Annotated in this window: 15 protein-coding genes and 1 pseudogene; 14 read left to right on the top strand and 2 right to left on the bottom strand. The window is 40.2% G+C overall.

Annotated features, from left to right (window positions below; genetic code table 11):
- Nucleotides 1-9 precede the first annotated feature (9 nt).
- The 6 genes and pseudogenes from PYW30_RS06280 (at nucleotide 10) to PYW30_RS10650 (ending at nucleotide 6,126) form a co-directional block, all read left to right on the top strand.
- On the top strand, nucleotides 10-1,380 hold the full coding sequence (locus PYW30_RS06280) for a PTS sugar transporter subunit IIC (RefSeq protein ID WP_042219288.1): 1,371 nt from the start codon (nucleotides 10-12) through the stop codon (nucleotides 1,378-1,380).
- Nucleotides 1,381-1,389: 9 nt separating this feature from the next.
- Complete coding sequence (locus tag PYW30_RS06275; protein ID WP_042219286.1) at nucleotides 1,390-1,908, top strand: GrdB-related putative oxidoreductase; 519 nt, start codon at nucleotides 1,390-1,392, stop codon at nucleotides 1,906-1,908.
- Nucleotides 1,909-1,936: 28 nt separating this feature from the next.
- Nucleotides 1,937-3,229 carry a Sapep family Mn(2+)-dependent dipeptidase gene (locus PYW30_RS06270; RefSeq protein WP_042219284.1) on the top strand — a complete coding sequence of 431 codons (1,293 nt, stop codon included), beginning with the start codon at nucleotides 1,937-1,939 and terminating at the stop codon, nucleotides 3,227-3,229.
- 41 nt (nucleotides 3,230-3,270) lie between these two features.
- A complete protein-coding gene (locus tag PYW30_RS06265; protein WP_042219282.1) occupies nucleotides 3,271-3,996 on the top strand; it encodes a GntR family transcriptional regulator, LSA1692 subfamily in 726 nt (241 codons plus the stop codon).
- Between the two features lie 222 nt (nucleotides 3,997-4,218).
- Nucleotides 4,219-4,446, top strand: coding sequence for a hypothetical protein (locus PYW30_RS06260; RefSeq protein ID WP_275090558.1), 228 nt, complete (start codon nucleotides 4,219-4,221; stop codon nucleotides 4,444-4,446).
- 148 nt (nucleotides 4,447-4,594) lie between these two features.
- A pseudogene (locus PYW30_RS10650) lies at nucleotides 4,595-6,126 on the top strand (hypothetical protein).
- A 146-nt stretch (nucleotides 6,127-6,272) separates the two neighbouring features.
- On the opposite strand, the gene PYW30_RS06245 reads toward PYW30_RS10650, so the two are convergent.
- The gene (locus PYW30_RS06245) at nucleotides 6,273-8,867 is read right to left on the bottom strand and encodes a YfhO family protein (RefSeq protein WP_042219443.1); all 2,595 of its coding nucleotides are present in this window, start codon (nucleotides 8,865-8,867) and stop codon (nucleotides 6,273-6,275) included.
- Between the two features lie 45 nt (nucleotides 8,868-8,912).
- On the bottom strand, nucleotides 8,913-9,692 hold the full coding sequence (locus tag PYW30_RS06240) for a DUF4931 domain-containing protein (protein ID WP_019299454.1): 780 nt from the start codon (nucleotides 9,690-9,692) through the stop codon (nucleotides 8,913-8,915).
- Nucleotides 9,693-9,852: 160 nt separating this feature from the next.
- Here PYW30_RS06240 and mnmA point away from each other — a divergent pair, with 160 nt between their 5' ends.
- The 8 genes from mnmA to gntK all read left to right on the top strand — a co-directional run bounded on the left by mnmA (nucleotide 9,853) and on the right by gntK (nucleotide 19,534).
- On the top strand, nucleotides 9,853-10,977 hold the full coding sequence (gene mnmA / locus PYW30_RS06235) for a tRNA 2-thiouridine(34) synthase MnmA (protein WP_023890022.1): 1,125 nt from the start codon (nucleotides 9,853-9,855) through the stop codon (nucleotides 10,975-10,977).
- A gap of 98 nt (nucleotides 10,978-11,075) precedes the next feature.
- Complete coding sequence (locus tag PYW30_RS06230) at nucleotides 11,076-11,603, top strand: hypothetical protein (RefSeq protein WP_042219446.1); 528 nt, start codon at nucleotides 11,076-11,078, stop codon at nucleotides 11,601-11,603.
- A 191-nt stretch (nucleotides 11,604-11,794) separates the two neighbouring features.
- Nucleotides 11,795-13,018 carry a 30S ribosomal protein S1 gene (gene rpsA / locus PYW30_RS06225; RefSeq protein ID WP_004256275.1) on the top strand — a complete coding sequence of 408 codons (1,224 nt, stop codon included), beginning with the start codon at nucleotides 11,795-11,797 and terminating at the stop codon, nucleotides 13,016-13,018.
- Between the two features lie 269 nt (nucleotides 13,019-13,287).
- A complete protein-coding gene (locus PYW30_RS06220; RefSeq protein ID WP_174412121.1) occupies nucleotides 13,288-14,046 on the top strand; it encodes a YiiX/YebB-like N1pC/P60 family cysteine hydrolase in 759 nt (252 codons plus the stop codon).
- Between the two features lie 17 nt (nucleotides 14,047-14,063).
- Nucleotides 14,064-15,221, top strand: coding sequence for a YncE family protein (locus tag PYW30_RS06215; protein WP_042219450.1), 1,158 nt, complete (start codon nucleotides 14,064-14,066; stop codon nucleotides 15,219-15,221).
- A gap of 111 nt (nucleotides 15,222-15,332) precedes the next feature.
- Complete coding sequence (locus PYW30_RS06210) at nucleotides 15,333-16,961, top strand: glycoside hydrolase family 13 protein (RefSeq protein ID WP_042219453.1); 1,629 nt, start codon at nucleotides 15,333-15,335, stop codon at nucleotides 16,959-16,961.
- Between the two features lie 161 nt (nucleotides 16,962-17,122).
- Entirely contained in the window at nucleotides 17,123-18,028 is a 906-nt protein-coding gene (gene gnd, locus PYW30_RS06205; RefSeq protein WP_042219455.1) for a phosphogluconate dehydrogenase (NAD(+)-dependent, decarboxylating), read from the top strand.
- Between the two features lie 9 nt (nucleotides 18,029-18,037).
- The gene (gene gntK / locus PYW30_RS06200; RefSeq protein WP_042219457.1) at nucleotides 18,038-19,534 is read left to right on the top strand and encodes a gluconokinase; all 1,497 of its coding nucleotides are present in this window, start codon (nucleotides 18,038-18,040) and stop codon (nucleotides 19,532-19,534) included.
- Nucleotides 19,535-19,537: the final 3 nt, after the last annotated feature.

Genomic DNA, 19,537 nt, shown 5'->3' with positions numbered 1-19,537 from the left:
GAGAAATTGATGTTTTCAAAGCTTGAAAAAATTATGTTGCCCCTGGCTGAAAAAATAGGACGTAACAAGTATCTTATCGCAATAAGAAATGGTTTCCTCGTTTCAACACCCCTATTGATTGCGGGATCTTTCTTTTTACTGTTAGCAAATTTTCCTATTCCTCAATGGATTAATTTTTTGGAAACCACGGTTATTAACAGTAAGACAGGGACAACCTTAGCTGAAATGATTACTAAACCTGCTGATGCGACCTTTACGATTATGGCTGTGTTTGCGGTTGTGGGAATAGGTTATTCTTTTGCGAAAGAAATTAAGGCAAATCCTATTTTTGGAGCGGCAGTGACCTTAATGTCATGGTTTCTTCTGATGCCATACTCTGTTACTGGAGAAGTGACCGTCGAGGGCATGGCAAACCCTGTATCGGCTACCTTAACAGCTCTCCCCCTTTCTTGGGTCGGAGCAAAAGGTATTTTTATCGGGATTATCTGTGCCTTTGTTTCTGTCAATCTCTATCAATTTGCTGTCAACAGAAAATGGGTCATCAAAATGCCTGAAGGTGTACCACCAATGGTTGAAGACTCCTTTGCTGCTTTGATTCCAGGCGCTTTTGTTATGCTCATATTTTTTGCACTGAACTTGATATTGAACATTTTTGGAACAAATGCTTTCGATTTAGTTTTTAACTTTTTACAAATCCCCTTGCTTCATCTGGGAGATACAGTATGGGCAATGATTATTGCTTATATCTTTCTTCATGTTTTCTGGTTCTTCGGGGTCAACGGAAGTTCAGTCGTTGGTGCGGTTTTTAATCCTATTCTTCTGACGCTTTCTCTCGAAAATGTAGAATACTTTAAAAATGGTACCGGCGCGCCTCATATTGTAAACGCTCAATTTCAAGATTTATTTGCAACCTTTGGAGGTGCTGGATCAACACTTTCTTTATTAATTGCGATGTTAATTGTTTGCCGTTCAAAACGGATTAAGGAGTTAGGTAAGCTTGCTTTAGTACCGGGAATATTTGGGATAAATGAGCCGATTATTTTTGGTCTCCCTATTGTACTCAATCCTCTCATTTTTATTCCTTTTGTCTTAGTCCCAACTTTTAATATTATTGTTTCTTATATTATGATGAACCTTAATCTTGTGCCGATCACCAACGGTGTTTTGATTCCGTGGACGACGCCGATTATTATTTCAGGCTTCTTGGCAACCAACTGGGCCGGAGCACTTTTGCAGCTTGTTTTGCTTATTATTGGTGTATTCATCTATATTCCTTTTATCAAAATTATGGATGTACAATACATGAATGAAGAACGTCAAGCTGCTGATGCAGAATTAGAAGCTATTACTGAGGAAATGTTGAGCTTTGATAACCTATAGGAGGATAGAATGAGACTTGTAATGATTTTAAATCAAATTCAATCAGGAATGGGAACAAAGGATGATGTAAAAGTTCCACTTACTGCTACAAAAGAAGTGATTGGACCAGGAGTGACTTTGAAACCCTTGCTTGCTGAGCATGAACAAAATTTGCTGGTTACGATTTACATGGGGGAACAGACCTATAGGGAAGCACCAGATGTTGTTCAAAGAAAGATCAAAGGGATGTTGCAACGCCTTAATATTGAGGGTGTAATTTGCGGACCTTCTTTTAACTACCCTGAGTTTTCCAAAATGTCATTGGAGCTTGCTCAAGATATACAAGAAAATATATCTCTCAAAGTAGTCTGTGCTATGTCTGAAGAGAACCAGGCTTTAATTTCGGCTTACAAGGAAGCCATTGATATTGTAAAAATGCCTAAAAAAGGTGGCGTAGGACTCAACGAATCTTATAAGGCCATTTGTAAAGTTTTACAAGCAAAAGAAAACAATAAGTCACGTGAAGCATATAAGCAGTTCGTTTTTTAAACAGAAGAGCATTCTAAAGAGGTAAGAAATGTATAGGACAGAAATTGAACAAAATTGGGAAGAGTATGTTGCGCTGTTAAAAGAAGCAATCGCAATTCCCAGCGTCAAAGGGAAGGCCGAAGCTGGAGCGCCTTTTGGAGTTGAAGCCCGTCAAGTGTTAGATTATGTCATAGGAAAAGCCAAAACTTACGGTTTACAAACCCAAATCATCAAAGATGCCATGGGCTATGCTCAATTAGGAGAAGGTGAGGAATATATCGGAGTGGTTGGTCACCTTGATGTGGTTGCTGCGGATGGGCAAGGCTGGTTATCGTCTCCCTTTAAGCTTGATGAGCGTGAAGGCTATTTCTATGGGCGAGGTGTGTTAGACAATAAGGGCCCCATCCTGTCCTGTTTATTTGCTTTGAAATTACTAAAGGAAAGAAATTTCAAACCTCGTCTGCCGATACGCATTATTTTTGGGACTGATGAAGAAAGCGGATCAGCGGATGTGCCCCTTTATTTGTCCGAAGAAAAGGCCCCTGTTTTTGGTTTTACACCGGATTGCAAGTTCCCAGTAGTTTACGGGGAGCGGGGCGTTGTTGCTCTTGAGTTGACGACAAGATTTGCTCACGGTGTACTGGATACATTGGGCGATTTTCATGGTGAGATGGCTAAAGACTTTGTTCCTGATGATATTCAGCTCTCTGGTGGACCTCAGACTTATAGTGCCAAAGGATTGCGGACACCAAGCAATGCGCCAGAATTAGGAAAAAATGCAATTACTGCCTTGGCAAGTGTGCTTCAAAATAATTTAGAAAATAAGGAGCTGAGGGACTATTTCTCATGGATCACACAGAGCTTTCATGAAAAACATTTTGGTCAAGGAATAGGTATTGCCTTTTCGGATCAAGAAAGCGGGCGTTTAATACTTACGCCATACAAAATCAAAAGAGAAAACAATGACATTCATCTGTCGCTTAGTATTCGCTATCCGGTAACTGTGACAGAAGAGCAGGTCATTAATGCTCTAAGCGAGAATCTTTATGAAGGCACAAGCATCAATATTATCCGCAGTCTACCCGGAACCTACGTTGACAAGACGAAGCAAGAAATACAAGAGCTATCGAGCATTTATGAAAAAGTGACAGGGTTAAATGGTCAACCTGTCACAACGACAGGAGCGACTTATGCGCGGTCAATGCCGAACATTGTGGCTTTTGGTCCATCTTTTCCAGGTGAAAAAGGAATTGCCCATAAGGAAAATGAATATATAAACATTGAGCATCTTAAACAAATGGTAGAAATTTACATGGAAAGTATCGAGAGGCTCTGTCAATAAGAAACTTTAAAAAAGAAGATAAGCGTGATAAAATAAGGGTAATGAATATTGAACGAAAAGAAAGCAAAGCTAAGTTTTTAGTTGTTTCTGAAGAAATAGAAAAAAGAATTGAGCAAGGTACATATGTGTCTGCTCAAAAACTTCCTTCTGAGTATGATTTGGCATTGGAATTTGGCGTGAGCCGTTTGACTGTCCGTAAAGCCATGGAAGATTTGATGACCAAACAGATTGTGATCAAGAAAAAAGGAAAAGGCACTTATGTGATTGAACAACCCAAGATTCAAAGCGGAGGCATGGGATTGAAGTCCTTTACCGAAGCAGCAGAAGCTATGGGGAAAGTTGGGCAAACCCGTCTGCTGAATTTTAAAAAATTGAAGGAAGTGCCAGACGAAGTTGTAAAAGCACTGAATAACACAACGGAACTGGTGGAATTACAGCGATTGCGTTTGCTTGACGATGAGCCAATGACTTTAGAAAAACTCTATTTTGCAGAACAATTAATCACGGGAGCAACGGAGAAAGAGCTGACTGGATCCCTTTTTTCCATTATTGAGAAGAAAATAGAAATTGGCTATTCGCACCAAGAGATTGAAGCCATTCTGGCTACCGAAGAGCTTGCTCAGTTGCTGGAAGTGAAAGTGAATAGTCCGGTTTTCCGCGTACACTCCACAGCTTTTGCCTTAGACGCTCGTCCTATCTTATACGATATTTCTTATTATCGTGCGGATAAATATTCTTTCAAGAACACTTTAATTCGCCAGCATTAAAGTTAAACAAAAAACCGCACTTAAGGGAATGCTCTTAAGTCAATACAAGTAAAAAGTTCCAACACTGTAAAAAGTGTTGGAACTTTTTTGTTTCCCATCGTAAGAACTTTCATATAAATGAAACTATAATGAAATCATTTTGACATCAAAACTACAAATGTTAGAATTAAATAAGAAACATTCTTAGATATATGTAATAAAAGACTTGACGAGGAAAACGCTATGACTTATAATCAGACAGCACAGCACAGCACAGCACAGCACAGCACAGCACAGCACAGCACAGCACAGCACAGCACAGCACAGCACAGCACAGCACAGCACAGCACAGCACAGCACAGCACAGCACAGCACAGCACAGCACAGCACAGCACAGCACAGCACAGCACAGCACAGCACAGCACAGCACAGCACAGCACAGCACAGCACAGCACAGCACGCGGTAGATAACCGCCTATTTTTGCTTGCCCCAAAACGCTCTGGACCACTGGAGCGTTTTTTCCGTACTCTGACCCTTAGTGCTGAGGGGCAGGTTAAAAGAAGTAAAGATAAAAAAAAGAATCATAAAGAAAGACAAAGAAAGGGAAAAGGTATTATTATGACACCAGAAAAGAAACGTAAACTACGGAACATCGCCATCCTCTCCTTGCTTGGCTTAATCGGCGGGACCATGGCCTTCCAGGCCTTCAACCAACAAGCCATCAATGACCGAGAAAACACTGTACAGGTCAATGTCGGTGGCCGTGTACACGACCACTACAACAGAGACACCGAAAACAAGGATGTCTTTGTGGAAAACTATGGCGAACGTCCCATCATGGCTCGTATCCGTCTGTCCGAGTTCTTGGAGTACCAAAGAGGAGACGAGGACTTTACACCGCTCGTCCCTGGCAGTGAACGGGACAACTTAGCCTCTTGGATCACCTGGATCCCAAGTGCAAACAATATCAATCAGCGTGCCGATACGGGGAACTCCAGCGCCTTTAACCGCTATGCTCAGCTGACCTTTGGCTGGAGCCGTGAAGGAGAGACAGCCCCATGGTACATGCCGACCTTCAACCATGACAACTTAGACCTAAGGACAGCAGCTGCCGGTCATGCCCGGGACTATATCGCAGGTTCAGGGGCAACCGATGGGACAACCGATGGCACCACCCACCCTGGGGATGGTACAGATGCCTACTGGTCAAGTGGGGACACCTTTGATAACAGTGCAGGGATTTGGCCGGGGGAATCGGTGACTTCTGGGTCGTGGACCACACCACAGGTTGGGCCTATTGGGCCTCGCTCTTGGAGCCCGGAAACGCCAGCTCTTACCTTCTGGATGCTGCAGAACTGACGGAGGCTATCGAAGATACAGTCTTTAACGGCAGTTATTATTATGGTATCCATGTCGATAGTCAGCTGATCAGTCCCGATAACAGTGAGGAGTTTCTCCCAGGTGGCGACAGCCGCTTAGAAGCTTTCCTTACAGGAATTAAGAACAACTCGATGAATGAAACGGGAACAAGCAACCCACGTTATGAGGTTGACTCTCCACCGTCAGACTTTAACTTTGACACTATGCTTCCTGGCCGTGTTTTCACCATGGCAGGGGAAGAGTACCTCTACCTTGAAGACATGGGCAACAGTAACCATATGATTATCCGACACGAAGCTATTCGGAATACAAGTTTCAACGACCAACCCCAAGTCCTAAGCAACTGGTTCAGTGGCCTTGACGCTGAGGTTAGAGGGATGGTTCAACCTGTGTCTGTACCCGATCCAGCACCGACTTACCGATTGGTCGATGCCATTTGGGTAGACGAAACCGGTTGGTTACCTGCCAATTTGGCTTCCTTCCCTGCAGCAGCATCTGACGTGACCGCTGTGAATTCGGGTGGCACGGCTCAAGCTTTCGCTTTATCCTTTGCGGATGTAGTTCGCTTGTCTACACCAGAAGGCCCTTTCCCTAACATGAGGTCACGTATGGGTGCACGTAACACTTGGTGGGTGTTACGTACCGGGTCTGGTGAGGGGCAATCTTGGCTAGCGCACCACGGCCTCCGGGCTGGTGAGCTAACTGGTTTTGCCATCACAGGTAACCTTTATCATGGAGGAGTCCGTCCAGCAATCATCGTACACCAGTAGTACAAGAAAGCAGTGAATAAAAGCCCTTAAGGGCAATAGCATTAATAAAATCCCCCACCAAACGTCACAGGAGTTGGTGGGGGATTTTATTCTTACAGAAAGACTGCATTCGCTTTAGATGAGGACTGTGCTTAATGACAGTGCACTTAAGGCCGTTTTTTTCTATTCAAGAAATCATAGACAGCAAAGAGAGCAATTCCCCCCACAAAACATGTAATCCCAGCTTTTAAGCCCTGAGGGAAGAAAGAAAGTTCTACGACATGTTCACCTTGAGGAGCGGTGACTTTCATGAAGCCTTCTTGGGCTTTGTCTAATGTTACGGCATGTCCATCCAGTTTGGCGGACCAGCCTTTATCATAAGGTAATGTGAGGAAAAGGTCACCAGAAGTCTTGGCATTATAAGTCAAACGAAGTCCATTTTTTACTTGTTGAGTTTTCACCTGAGTTTGCTTCAGGTTATCCATAGCTGCTTGGTATTTGGTGTTATCCAAAGCCCAGAATCTTGTGATGCCAAAGGAAACTTGTGCATTTTCCGGGAAGGAAACACTCACCGTTAGTTTTGTCTCCTTTTCAGAAGTTCCCAAATTATAAAAATTACCAACATCTTTACTATTGACGTTGTAAGAATGAAGCACTTTTTTTCCAGAATGAATGGTAATCGTGGTCATTTTTGAATTATCATTAATATAGCTTACTTCAGGTAACTCAAGATAAGCCTGACTATGTGCGGGCACGGTAAGTGCATAAGTCACTGAAACACCACCGTCTTCTTCGGCTTTACGTCTCAGGGTAACTTGTTCTTTCCCGCCGCTTATCGTGCTGTTACTGGTTTCTGAGTCGGGATAAATCTGCGTAAAATATTTTTCTTTACTGTGCGTCAGATGACGAAGAAAGGCTTCTTGATTACTTATTGTTGCTCTTTCTGAACTGCTCAGAACGGCATCTTTGTAGCCATCTTTTACAAATATCCCCGCTGACTGTGCATTTTGATTTTCAAATAAAGAAGGTTTTATTTGCTTAAAACCGTATTTCTCAGGCTGAAATTGATTGATATTATAATTTATGGAAAGAAGCGAATCCATGAGTAACGTGTTTTCAGGATAGCGGAGATTAAGGTAGGTACTGTCTGTATGAAACCCTAAAAGTCCCAGGACCCGACTGGAATTACTATTACGGACAGAAGAAAACTGTGATAAGGCATTATAATTATATTTCATGCCATCATTTGCTGTATCGGGCACCGTATTTTCTGTGCGCACAAAGGTATCTCCAGAACGTTCAATAACATTTTGGGCGAGAGGTTGAATGAATGAAGTTTGAGTGTTGTAGTATTTTCGGCTGGCAAAATTCCATTCTTTCTTAACTCCTGCGAGCTGGTAGTAGCCATTTAAACCTGCTTCTGCACACATGAACAAAGCAAGGATAGCAGCTAAAGCTCTCCAAGGAAGCCATTGTTTAAAGTAGGTAAGAAGAACCAAGAAGTAAGCCAGGGCAAAGAGCAGGGTCAGCGCAAGCTGTAGCGTATCGAGATAAGGATAGTCTCCGAGTAAAGCAGCAGCAATAAACCCAAGGGAAAGCAGCACAAAGGGGATTAAAGTCATCCAGAGTTTTAAAGACTTGAATCGCGTGAGAACTTCACAGGCCATAAGTAAAAGGAGAAGAGAAAAAAGGAAAGCATAACGATGTAAAAACATGTTTGGAGAATGCATCCCTTGCCAAGCCAAATCTAAAACTTGCAGATAAAAAGAGGCAATCAGAAACGCAAGTAGGGCTCCAAAAGCTATTTTGGTTCGCCATTTTACTTGAGGGAGAAAGAAGAAGGTAAGAGCAAGGAGGAAGGGGATGAGTCCTAAATAAATCATTGGGACAGCATCATACTGAGTTGTATCATAGGCCCCCACGAAGTTTTTAGAAAAAAGATCAAAAACGGCGGAGTTTTGTGTCCAAAAATCAGTGATTTGCGAAACAGCTTGTGTATTATTCGCTTTCAGATCAAGATACATTGGAAGAAGCATCACTAAACTGGTCACAGCAGACAGTGTTGAAGTAATTGCAAAATCAAAAAACTTTTTCCATGACCACTTTGCAAATGTCGAACGTGCTAAAAAGTACAACACTAAGAAAATCGCAACCATAAAGCCAAAATAGTAATTTTGGATGAAGAGAAGGCTTAAGCTGATGAAATACAGTTTACGCTTGCCGAAATCTTGAAGTCCATGCAAGCCCCAGATGATGAGAGGAAGCCAGATAAAAACATCGAGCCACATGATGATTTCAACTTGACTCGTTAAGAAGCTCATCAAGGTAAAAGATGTAGATAGCGCGAGTACGATAAGGGAGGAGAGCGATTTATACATGTTTTTCAATGCAACAAAGCTTGAGAGACCAATCGATCCAAACTTTAAAAGTGTAATCAGATAAAGCGCATCTGGCATCGTGTGGACATTGAAAAAATAAGTCAGGGGCATGAAGAAACTTCCCATATAGTAAGCAGAAAAAGCATAAAGGTTAAGCCCCAAACCATTCGTGAAAGTATAGAGGAAACCTAAGTTACTATTATGAAGAATATCGCGATAAAGTGTGTGTATAGCAACATACTGATGATAAGCATCGCCAGCGAGGATAGAAGTGTCACTCCCCCAATAAATACCGAGGAAAGCGAAAGCTATCGCAAGTAATCCAGCAGGGAGGATAAAACTTCCGAGCATTAGCCAAATATTTTTCTTGATAAAATCAAACATACATTTATTATAACCTAATTTCTTATTTATAAAAGAAAAACTGGACTAGTCCAGCTTTGTTTTTAACTCGTTTGCAATTTCCTCTAACCGATTATTTTTATTAACCTGAGGGATTTTATAGCCGATATAGTAAGGAGAAGTGATAAACCGTGGGACAATCTTACAAATATAACGCTGGCTGTCCGGCATTTTATAGAAGAAAAGATTGTAAGAATCACAGCGCCCATTCATGTAGTCGTTGAGTAAATATTGTGTAATACGCTGAACCTTATCAGCCAAATGATCGATATGTTCAAGTTGTGAAATGATGACATTAAACTCCACAAACCCCATAATCGGGCGAGTAGAGATGGTAATATCGACACTATTTTCTTTAAGCGTCACACCTTCAAAATTTTCAGGAGAGATGTGTTCGTAACCATCAGCCTCTTCCAAACCAACAATCTGCATGTGTGGATGACGTAATGTTCCGCCAGAATGTGGGCCAAAATTTTTAAACATAAGTACGGATTTATATTGGGGATTATCCAATAGTTTCTGCCAACATTCAAAAGCAAAGCGAAAGACTTCTCTATTTTCTTGGACGGAGTAGGTCGACACATCTCCGAGGTGTTTATCCGACTCGATAATTACCGTCATCAAGGAGTTTTCGACAGTGGGAAATTTGTTTTTGAGCCAAATTTTGTGCCCTTGTCTGTCCAAAATATCTTTGAGATTAGGCGTATCGCAAAAAGGGCAAACTCGCTTTGTTTCCGCAAGGTTTGCGTATTTATTTTTATTGATTTCCATGTTAAAAATTAAAGGATTATCTGTGTGTTCAATCATATTTCTATTATAGCATTTCGCAGTCTATTTATTTCTCGAAAAAACTGGTATAATAAATCGTTACCTATTATTTACTTCAGCCTTCAACTGAATGTAAGCTTTTTTGTTTTTCTAAAGAAAAATAGGAAATCTAATAAAAATAGAAAGAGATGGTGAACAAATAATGGATAATTCAAAAACAAGAGTCGTTGTCGGTATGTCTGGTGGCGTTGATAGTTCGGTTACAGCTTTAATGCTGAAAGAACAAGGTTACGATGTCGTTGGTGTTTTCATGAAAAACTGGGACGATACTGACGAAAATGGTGTATGTACAGCTACAGAAGACTACAAAGATGTAGCAGCAGTAGCGGATCAAATCGGTATTCCCTACTATTCTGTCAACTTTGAAAAAGAATATTGGGACCGCGTATTCGAATATTTCTTGGCCGAATATCGTGCAGGACGTACCCCTAACCCAGATGTGATGTGTAATAAAGAAATTAAGTTTAAGGCTTTTCTTGATTACGCAATGGAACTCGGGGCTGATTACGTAGCAACAGGCCACTATGCGCGTGTAACCACAGACGAAAATGGCACAGTTCATATGCTTCGTGGTGTGGACAATAATAAAGATCAAACTTATTTCTTAAGCCAATTGTCACAAGACCAACTGAAGAAAACAATGTTTCCACTTGGTCATTTGGAAAAACCTGAAGTACGTGCTATTGCTGAACGTGCAGGCCTTGCGACAGCGAAGAAAAAAGATTCGACAGGAATCTGTTTCATCGGTGAAAAGAATTTTAAAGAATTTTTAACAAACTATCTTCCTGCAACTTCAGGTAAAATGATGACACTTGATGGTGTAGAAATGGGGACTCACGCAGGACTCATGTATTATACGATTGGTCAACGTGGTGGTTTGGGAATTGGTGGACAACACGGTCAAACGACGAGTGATCCTTGGTTTGTAGTAGGGAAAGATCTGAGTACAAATACGCTTTATGTGGGACAAGGCTTCCATCATGAACATTTGTACTCTGATAATTTAACTGCCAGTGAATTGAGCTTTACGCGTCCAATGCCAGAAGAATTTGAAATGCATTGTACAGCCAAGTTCCGCTACCGTCAAGAAGATACAGGTGTAACAATCTCTGTTAAGGGTGATAAAGTTGCTGTCAAATTTGATGAACCTGTACGTGCCATCACTCCAGGACAAGCCGTTGTTTTTTATGATGGTGATGAATGTCTCGGTGGTGCGTTGATTGACTTTGCTTATAAAAATGGCCAAATTATGCAATACCAATAAAATAAGAGAAACGTGGGGGAACCCACGTTTTATTTTTGATTGATTTTTAAATTTGTTATAATTTAATTATAATCAAAAACTTATTTAAAGGTACGGATATGAAAAAAATTGGAAAAGGAAATCTTGTTTTACTCGCTTTAGTATTGGTAATGAGCCTCGCATTTATTTGGAGTAAAAATTACAAAGAAAAAACCACACAATTTGATGACAATATTATACTCCCCCAGTTGATGTCGCATTTTGAACAAGGAGAAACAGCAGAGAAACTGGCTGCACAAATTGCTCAAGGCGATTACTCGAATATTCAAGGTAAATGGACAACTGAGGAGGGTGTGAATTGCCAAATTGATGGCATACGACTTCTTTTAGGTAAGCGTGAATATTACATGGTAAAAGGGGGCTACGATGAATACGGCATACCTTATATTATGACCGACGATAAGCATTCGGCAAAACTATATTTTTATCCAGTAGGCAAGCCGATTCCGACACTTCAAGAAGATGGTACGGTTGTCGTCTCAGATATGGCAGATCCGAGCGATACAAGCAAAAATCGCCTCTTATTTGCACAAACAGTACTCCCTTCAGAGCAAATAAAAGAAAACGTTTTCCATCAAAAAAATTAAGCCATTGAGGCTTAATTTTTTTACGCTAAATCCTGTAAAGACAAGTCGAAATAAACTTTTAGACTCTTTAAGGGTATTCTTTATAAAAAAGAAGAAAAAAAGTATTAAAAAGCTTTCATTTCTCTCATAGTTGTGATATACTAAGTCATAAGACTGTAGACAGTCAAATTGTTGGAGGAATTTTTTTACAAATGAATGAATTTGAAACATTGTTAAACAGCGTTGAGGACGTTAAAGTACGTGACGTCGTAAAGGGTGAAATCCTTACTATCGAAAACGGGCAAGCAACAGTTGCTATCGTTGGTACAGGTGTTGAAGGTGTCCTTACACTTCGCGAAATCACAAACGACCGTGATGCTGATATCAATACATTCGTAAAACCTGGTGATATTCTTGATTTGCTTGTTATCAAACAAATCGTTGGTAAAGATGCTGAAGGTGCAAATGTATACCTTCTTTCATTGAAACGTCTTGAAGCTCGTAAAGCTTGGACTGAACTTGAAGGTAAAGAAGGCGAAATCCTTACAGTTAAAGTTACTAAAGACGTTAAAGGCGGACTTTCAGTAGACTATAACGGTGTTCGTGGATTTATCCCAGCGTCTATGATTGATACATACTTCGTTAAAGATACTAAGAAATTTGTTGGTCAAGAAATTGAAGCTAAAATTATCGAAATCAACGCTTCTGAAAACCGCTTCATCCTTAGCCGTCGTGCTGTAGTTGAAGCTGAAACTATCGAAATGCGTAAAGAAGCTTTTGCTCAATTGAACGAAGGCGATATCGTTGAAGGTACTGTTTCACGTGTTACTAACTTTGGTGCTTTCGTTGACCTTGGTGGTATTGACGGACTTGTTCACGTTTCAGAACTTAGCCACAACCGCGTTAAACGTCCATCAGACGTTGTAAAACCTGGTGATAAAGTTGAAGTTAAAATCTTGAAACTTGATGAAGAAGCTGGTCGTCTTTCACTTTCTCTTAAAGCTACACAAGCTGGCCCATGGGAACAAGTTGAAGAAAAAGCACCAGTTGGTTCAACTGTTGAAGGAACTGTTAAACGTCTCACTGACTTTGGTGCGTTCGTTGAACTCTTCCCAGGCGTTGAAGGACTTGTTCACGTTTCACAAATCTCTTGGGAACGTGTTGAAAATCCAAAAGACGTACTTAAAGTTGGTCAAGTTGTGAACGTAAAAGTTCTCGACGTGAAACCTGAAGAAGAACGTATCTCACTTTCAATCAAAGCATTGGAAGAAGCTCCAGCTCGCCCAGCTCGTAATAACGAAGATGGTGAAAAACGTGACCGTAAACCACGCGCTCCACGTAAAGCAGCTAAACCAAGCTACGATCTTCCAGAAACTCAAGAAGGTTTCTCACTCGCAGACTTCCTTGGTGAAGACTTCGACATCAACGATTTGTAAGAAAATCTCCAGAAAAGTCGCCTAAGCGACTTTTTTTGACCTTTGATAAAAAATTCTATCGGCAATTTGAAATTGACTTCTGAACTTAATAGTTCAGGAGTTTTTCTTTTTTATTGACGTTTCTTTGTGTTGATTGCGAAAGCTTAAAGAATTTCTGGAGGATACAGGATATTTCTCTGTTTTAATTTTTCTTAACTCAAACGAAAGATTGTGAATTGAAGAACCATGTTAAGATGAAAGAAAAATAATTAGAAAAGAGGAAATTCATTATGAAGAAGAAAAAGCAAGTATCAATCGGACTGATGAGCATTGCTTTATTAGTATTTGGAGGAGCTGGTCAAGTACAAGCCGAATCCTTGGATAACTTGAAAGCAAGAATGGCAGAACATGTCAAAAAATTAGAGAAGAATAGCCGTTCAGCAGATACGCAAGAAACAAGAAAAATGGAAAAAGAACTGGAAGAAATGTATTTGAAGATGGTTGATCAAGAAATGAAAGAAAATAAGATTATGGAAAAAATTGATAACTTACCAGTGGTGCCCGACAAGACAGACCGTACACGTGCACGTTATGGAAACTGGACCTGGCGAGATGGTGTGATTGCCATTACAAATAGGGGTATTTCAGGAAGTTGGCATGCGGGAATAGTAGCACCTCAAAAATTATGGGTTACAGCGGAATCTTCCCCAAATACAAATGGGGTTAGATTTCAATATAATTTTGAAGGCCGTGGAAAAGTAGGAAAATATAATGTTTGGCAAACAGGTGTAAAGTCAACATCTGTCTCACAAGATTTGCGTGCAGGACATTGGGCAGGGAGACAGGTAGGCAAGCCCTATAACTATAATTTCTACCGCACCAATAATAGAAACAGCTTTTACTGCTCACAGCTGGTTTGGGCAGCATATATGGATATCGCCAAGATTAATCTCAATACCTCAGCTTACGATATCCCAGGTGCTCGAGCTATTCATCCTTCGGAGCTGCTTTATAATAATAAAGTTCAGCTGATTTATCGTGCTAAATAAGGATGAAGTAGTGTACAATGAAAAAAATAATATTACCAGTTGTAGCAGCTGTTTTCCTCTCACTTGGTGCTGTCTTTTTAATCTATAGAGGTATCCCGCAGGAAGATCAGGCTTTTAAAACAAGTGAAAAAATAGATTTTTATATCATGTCGTCCAAAAAAATTATAGGTTTTGAGCGGACAGATAAAGGGGTAAGTAAACGCTCAGAGGACAAAGTAAAGCTAGGAGAGCAGACTGCAACCCATAATCTCCAACCAGATTCTAAAAATAATCATTTCTTCCTATTTGAAGATTTTACACCAGGTCCTTTTCCTAGCGGTCCACAAACTGTTGTCAGTTTAGATATTGAAAAAGGAAGTTTATCGAAAGCAGAATACCCTGAGGGACCGATTACTGGTGCGGGATTTGATGGAAAGTTTTACTATCCTATGACCAGTCAACCTGGAGGAGGCTCGGTTCACAAATATGATAAGTCGAAAACTCTAAAAAAGCAATTTAGATTTCCAGATAAGGCTGATAATGTGATGCCTGCTGCAGCAAGCGACGGGAAATACCTTTATGTTTTGAATAATGTGACGAATGAAGGAGATGAGTATACACGCAATCACCTTGTGACTTTTGATACAAAAAATTTGAAAAAAGTAGAGGAAAGGTTAATCGCTAATGCAAGTCCAAAAGTAGCAAACTCAGAAGGTTTCATGGATCTAAAACTCATAAGAAATAAATTTTATCTGACTAATAGAGGAAATCGCTTGAAGAGTAATCCTTATGAACCTACCCCGCAAGATAAATTAGTTATCCTTGATAAAGATAGTTTGGCCCGCAAGGAAGTTAGCTTGGGGCAAAATGAACCTCATAAAATTGCAGTATCCAATGACGAAAAAACTTTAGCCATAAGTCATGCAAATGATGGTTTTGACCCATCAATGATAATAAGCTTCTACGACATAGACACCCAAAAAATCAGTCGTTTAGAACTTAAGGAATCATTCATGGAGAACAATTCTACAGAAGATATGCTGATTAACATCGACTTTGATAGAGAGGGCAAAGTTTGGATTTTAACTTGGAAAAATCTTCTTGTTTATGATTTAGTAAAAGAAGAAAAAATTTTCGGACTTGATTTAGCAAAATATGACTTGGAATACGCGCATTTATTGGCTTTGAAGAAATAACCCTCTTTGTCTATAAAATATTTTTACCCTTTTTGTTGCTCATTTGGTTTAAAAATGCTATCATATTTTTAAGCAACCGCTTGCGTAAAAAATAAAAAGGGGAACTCACTCATGAATCAACAAAATTGGTGGCAAGAAATTGTGATGTATCAAATTTATCCGAGAAGCTTTCAAGACAGTAATGGAGATGGCATAGGCGACATTAAAGGCATCATTTCGCGTTTGGATTATCTTGCTGAGCTAGGGATTGGTGGTATTTGGCTCAGTCCTGTTTATCAGTCGCCCAATGATGATAATGGTTATGATATTTCAAATTATGAGTCCATTATGGACGAATTTGGGACGATGAATGACATGGAAATGCTTATTTCTGAAGCTGATAAACGTGGTATCAAAATTATTATGGATCTTGTTGTTAACCACACCAGTGATGAGCACCCTTGGTTTATTGAAGCAAGAAAATCTGAAGAAAATATGTACCATGACTATTATATTTGGCGTGATGCACCAGCTGATGGCAGTCTGCCTAATGATTTGAAATCAATCTTTGGGGGACCTGCTTGGCAATGGGACGACGTTGCAGAACAATATTATTTGCATTTGTTCAGTAAGAAGCAACCCGATCTCAATTGGGAAAATGAAAAACTCCGCCAAGCCATTTATAAGATGATGAATTTCTGGATAGATAAAGGTATTGGAGGTTTCCGTATGGATGTTATTGACTTGATTGGAAAGCAACCAAATCAAGGGATTACAGGGAACGGTCCAAAATTACACAATTATTTGAAGGAAATGAATCAAGCAACTTTTGGTAATAAAAATCTACTTACTGTAGGTGAAACTTGGGGTGCAACACCTGAAATAGCAAAGCAGTACTCAAATCCTAAAAATAAAGAGCTCTCAATGGTGTTCCAATTTGAACACATTGGTTTAGACGAAGCAGAGGGGAAAACCAAATGGGACTTGGTTCCCTTACAGGTTGCGAAACTCAAAGAGGTGTTCAACAAATGGCAAACGGAATTAGGAGATGAAGGCTGGAATTCACTCTTTTGGAATAACCATGACTTGCCACGTATTGTTTCACGTTGGGGAAATGATAAAGAATACCGTGTAGAATCGGCTAAAATGCTGGCCATTCTCTTGCATATGATGAAAGGCACGCCATATATTTATCAGGGGGAAGAAATTGGCATGACCAATAGTCCTGTTACTGATATTGAACAAATTGATGATATTGAAAGTCGAAATATGTATTTCGAGAGATTGGAAGAAGGTTACAGTAAAGAGGATATCCTTCATTCAATCAATGTAAAGGGACGTGACAATGCGCGTACACCGATGCAATGGAGCAATGCAAAAGCAGCGGGATTTAGTACAGGCCATCCTTGGTTAGCCATTAATCCCAACTATGAAAAAATTAATGTGGAGGCATCTCTAGGAGATAAAAATTCTATTTTTTACACTTATCAAAAGTTGATTGCTTTACGTAAGGAAAATCCTATCATCATCTGGGGCGAATTTGAATTACTTAAAGATACAGAGGAAGAAGTTTTTGCTTATATTCGCTCTTACAAAGGGGAAGACTGGTTAGTTGTAGCTAATTTCAGTGCTCACGAAAATCAATTTTCTTCCTCATATGATGTAAAAGAGGAGATCATTCATAACTATCCTGAGGCTATCGATAATGTGAAAGAACGTGTACTTAAGCCTTATGAAGCATTTGTTGTCAAACTTAAATAATATACAAATCAACCTCACTTCAATTAGAGTGAGGTTTTTTTGTGCATTAGTTAACAGAAAAACATTTACATTTAAATTGTTGACAAATGAAAAAGAATTACTTATAATGAAAGAAAGCGTTATCAAAAATATTGACAGATAATTTAAGGAGAAGTGATATAATGAAATTTGGAATGATTGGTCTTGGAAAAATGGGCTACAACTTAGTACAAAATGCTGTGGATCATGACATCGAAGTGGTGGCTTTTGATCAAAATGAAGCGATTGCGCGTGAAGCAGAAAAATACTCTGAAAAAATAACCGCAGCTCAGAGCCTGGAAAATCTTTTGAGTAAACTTCCAAGTCCTAAAATAGTATGGGTGATGTTGCCAGCAGGAGAAGCGACAAATTCAACAATTGCACAGCTTTCTGAGCAACTCTCTGCTGGGGACATTCTTATTGATGGCGGAAATTCTAACTATAAAGACAACTTGAAGCAAAATGAGGAACTTAAAAAGAAAGGGATTCACTTTTTCGATGTTGGAACTTCAGGAGGAATGGCTGGTGCACGTTCTGGCGGGAACTTTATGATTGGTGGAGACGATGAAGCCTCTTGGAAAGTGCTTGAACCACTATTTAAAGCCTTGGCGCAAGAGAACGGTTATCTCTATACTGGAAAATTAGGGAGCGGGCATTATCTCAAAATGATTCACAATGGTATTGAATATGGCATGATGCAGGCTATTGCTGAAGGTTTCGAGATTTTGGAAGCTTCACCTTATGATTATGATTACGAGGCGGTAGCAAAACTATGGAATCATGGTTCGGTTATTCGTAGCTGGTTGATGGAGTTAGCTGAAGCGCAGTTTGCTCAAGATCCAAAATTAGACGACATTGCAGGAAAAGTTGCAGCGACGGGCGAAGGAAAATGGACGGTAGAAGAAAGTCTAGATTTAGAAGTGCCTGCCCCAATCATTGCTCTCTCGCTTATGATGCGGAATCGGAGTTTACAAGAAGATACAATGACAGGCAAAGTTGTTGCTGCCTTGCGTAACGGCTTTGGTGGACATGCAGTAGTGGAAAAGTAAGGAGATAAAATGGAATATTTGATTGGTCTTGACCTAGGGACGACTGCAACTAAGGCAGTCCTCTTTAAGAAAGACGGAGAAATCGTGGCAAGTAGTAGTCACGGCTATAAACTTCATCGGGATTCGACAGGAATGGCAGAAGAATCCCTAGAAGACATTTTCGAAGCTGTTTTGATTACTGTTCGTGAGGTTTCTATTCATCTAGAAGAGGAAGATCAGCTCTTAGCCGTATCCTTCAGTACACAACTGCACTCTCTTATTGCTTTCGACCAAAAGTGGCAACCTTTGACCAGAGTGATTACTTGGGCAGATACACGAGCAGTTGCTTTTACAGATGAACTGAAGGCTTCAGGACAAGGTTTTGAAATTTATCAACGCACAGGAACACCGATTCATCCGATGGCGCCACTCTCAAAACTTTTATGGCTGGCAAGTGAACGCCCAGAAGTTTTTGAAAATGCAGCGCATTATCTTGATTTGAAAGGCTATATTTTCTATCGTCTTTTCAAAACGAACAAGATGGACTTGTCGGTTGCAACTGGAACAGGAATCTTTAATATTCATGAGTTGAACTGGGACAAGGAAGTTCTAGAACTCGTGAAAGTTTCCCAACAGCAACTTCCGCAAGTCGTTGAACCTTATGAGATTGAAGAGGGAATGCCTTCAGAATTTGCGAAGAAGATGGGTATTCCTGAGACAACTAAGTTTGTTTGGGGTGCAGGAGATGGCCCGCTTTCTAATCTTGGAGTTAACGCCATTAAACCAGGAGTAGCTGCGATTACCATTGGGACTTCAGGAGCGATTCGTGTGGTAACAGACAAGCCACGTGTGGATGCGAAAGCACGGACATTTACCTATGCTTTGGACAAGGAACATTGGGTAGTAGGAGGTCCAGTTAACTCTGGTGGTGATGTTTTCCGTTGGGTAAGGGATCAAATTTTTGATGGGGAATTGAGCTTTGATGAAATTACCGAGATTGCCGAGCAGATAGAGGCAGGAGCAGAAGGGCTGCTTTTCCATCCTTATCTGGGCGGAGAGCGTGCCCCTCTGTGGGATGCCAATGCAAGAGGCTCCTTCTTTGGCTTAAATCACGGACATAATCGTAACCATATGGCACGGGCAGTTTTAGAAGGGGTGATGTTCAATCTTTATATGGTGGCTTTAAGTTTGATTGAAGTGACAGGAGATTTAAAGCAAATCCAAGCAACTGGTGGATTTGTCAGTTCAGAGTTATGGACACAAATTTTAGCTGATATTTTTGAACAACCAATTAATGTCCCAGAAAGCAAAGAAGCAGGCTGTTTAGCAGCTGTGGTAATGGCAGAAAAAGCTTTAGGACTTATTGATGATTTAGGCGTTGTCGAAGAAATGATTGGCTCTAATGCGACCTACACGCCCAACAACACAAATTTTAAAGCTTATAGAGAATTATCAATCCTCTTTGTACAATTGGCACGTAGTTTTGAAGAAAGTTATAAGGCTATAGCTGACTATCAGCGTAAATAAAAG

Source organism: Lactococcus garvieae subsp. garvieae, from assembly GCF_029024465.1.
Classification (GTDB): Bacteria; Bacillota; Bacilli; order Lactobacillales; family Streptococcaceae; genus Lactococcus; species Lactococcus garvieae.
Note: the sequence above shows the minus strand (reverse complement) of the source record. Positions and strands in the feature narration are given on the sequence as shown.

Bases quoted from the DNA above. Each gene is read 5' to 3' on its own strand.
- PYW30_RS06245 (WP_042219443.1), bottom strand. From the start codon at position 8,867: ATGTTTGATTTTATCAAGAAAAATATTTGGCTAATGCTCGGAAGTTTT.
- PYW30_RS06275 (WP_042219286.1), top strand. From the start codon at position 1,390: ATGAGACTTGTAATGATTTTAAATCAAATTCAATCAGGAATGGGAACA.
- PYW30_RS06240 (WP_019299454.1), bottom strand. From the start codon at position 9,692: ATGATTGAACACACAGATAATCCTTTAATTTTTAACATGGAAATCAAT.
- gntK (WP_042219457.1), top strand. From the start codon at position 18,038: ATGGAATATTTGATTGGTCTTGACCTAGGGACGACTGCAACTAAGGCA.
- rpsA (WP_004256275.1), top strand. From the start codon at position 11,795: ATGAATGAATTTGAAACATTGTTAAACAGCGTTGAGGACGTTAAAGTA.
- PYW30_RS06210 (WP_042219453.1), top strand. From the start codon at position 15,333: ATGAATCAACAAAATTGGTGGCAAGAAATTGTGATGTATCAAATTTAT.
- gnd (WP_042219455.1), top strand. From the start codon at position 17,123: ATGAAATTTGGAATGATTGGTCTTGGAAAAATGGGCTACAACTTAGTA.
- PYW30_RS06215 (WP_042219450.1), top strand. From the start codon at position 14,064: ATGAAAAAAATAATATTACCAGTTGTAGCAGCTGTTTTCCTCTCACTT.
- PYW30_RS06265 (WP_042219282.1), top strand. From the start codon at position 3,271: ATGAATATTGAACGAAAAGAAAGCAAAGCTAAGTTTTTAGTTGTTTCT.
- PYW30_RS06230 (WP_042219446.1), top strand. From the start codon at position 11,076: ATGAAAAAAATTGGAAAAGGAAATCTTGTTTTACTCGCTTTAGTATTG.
- PYW30_RS06220 (WP_174412121.1), top strand. From the start codon at position 13,288: ATGAAGAAGAAAAAGCAAGTATCAATCGGACTGATGAGCATTGCTTTA.
- PYW30_RS06260 (WP_275090558.1), top strand. From the start codon at position 4,219: ATGACTTATAATCAGACAGCACAGCACAGCACAGCACAGCACAGCACA.
- PYW30_RS06280 (WP_042219288.1), top strand. From the start codon at position 10: ATGTTTTCAAAGCTTGAAAAAATTATGTTGCCCCTGGCTGAAAAAATA.
- PYW30_RS06270 (WP_042219284.1), top strand. From the start codon at position 1,937: ATGTATAGGACAGAAATTGAACAAAATTGGGAAGAGTATGTTGCGCTG.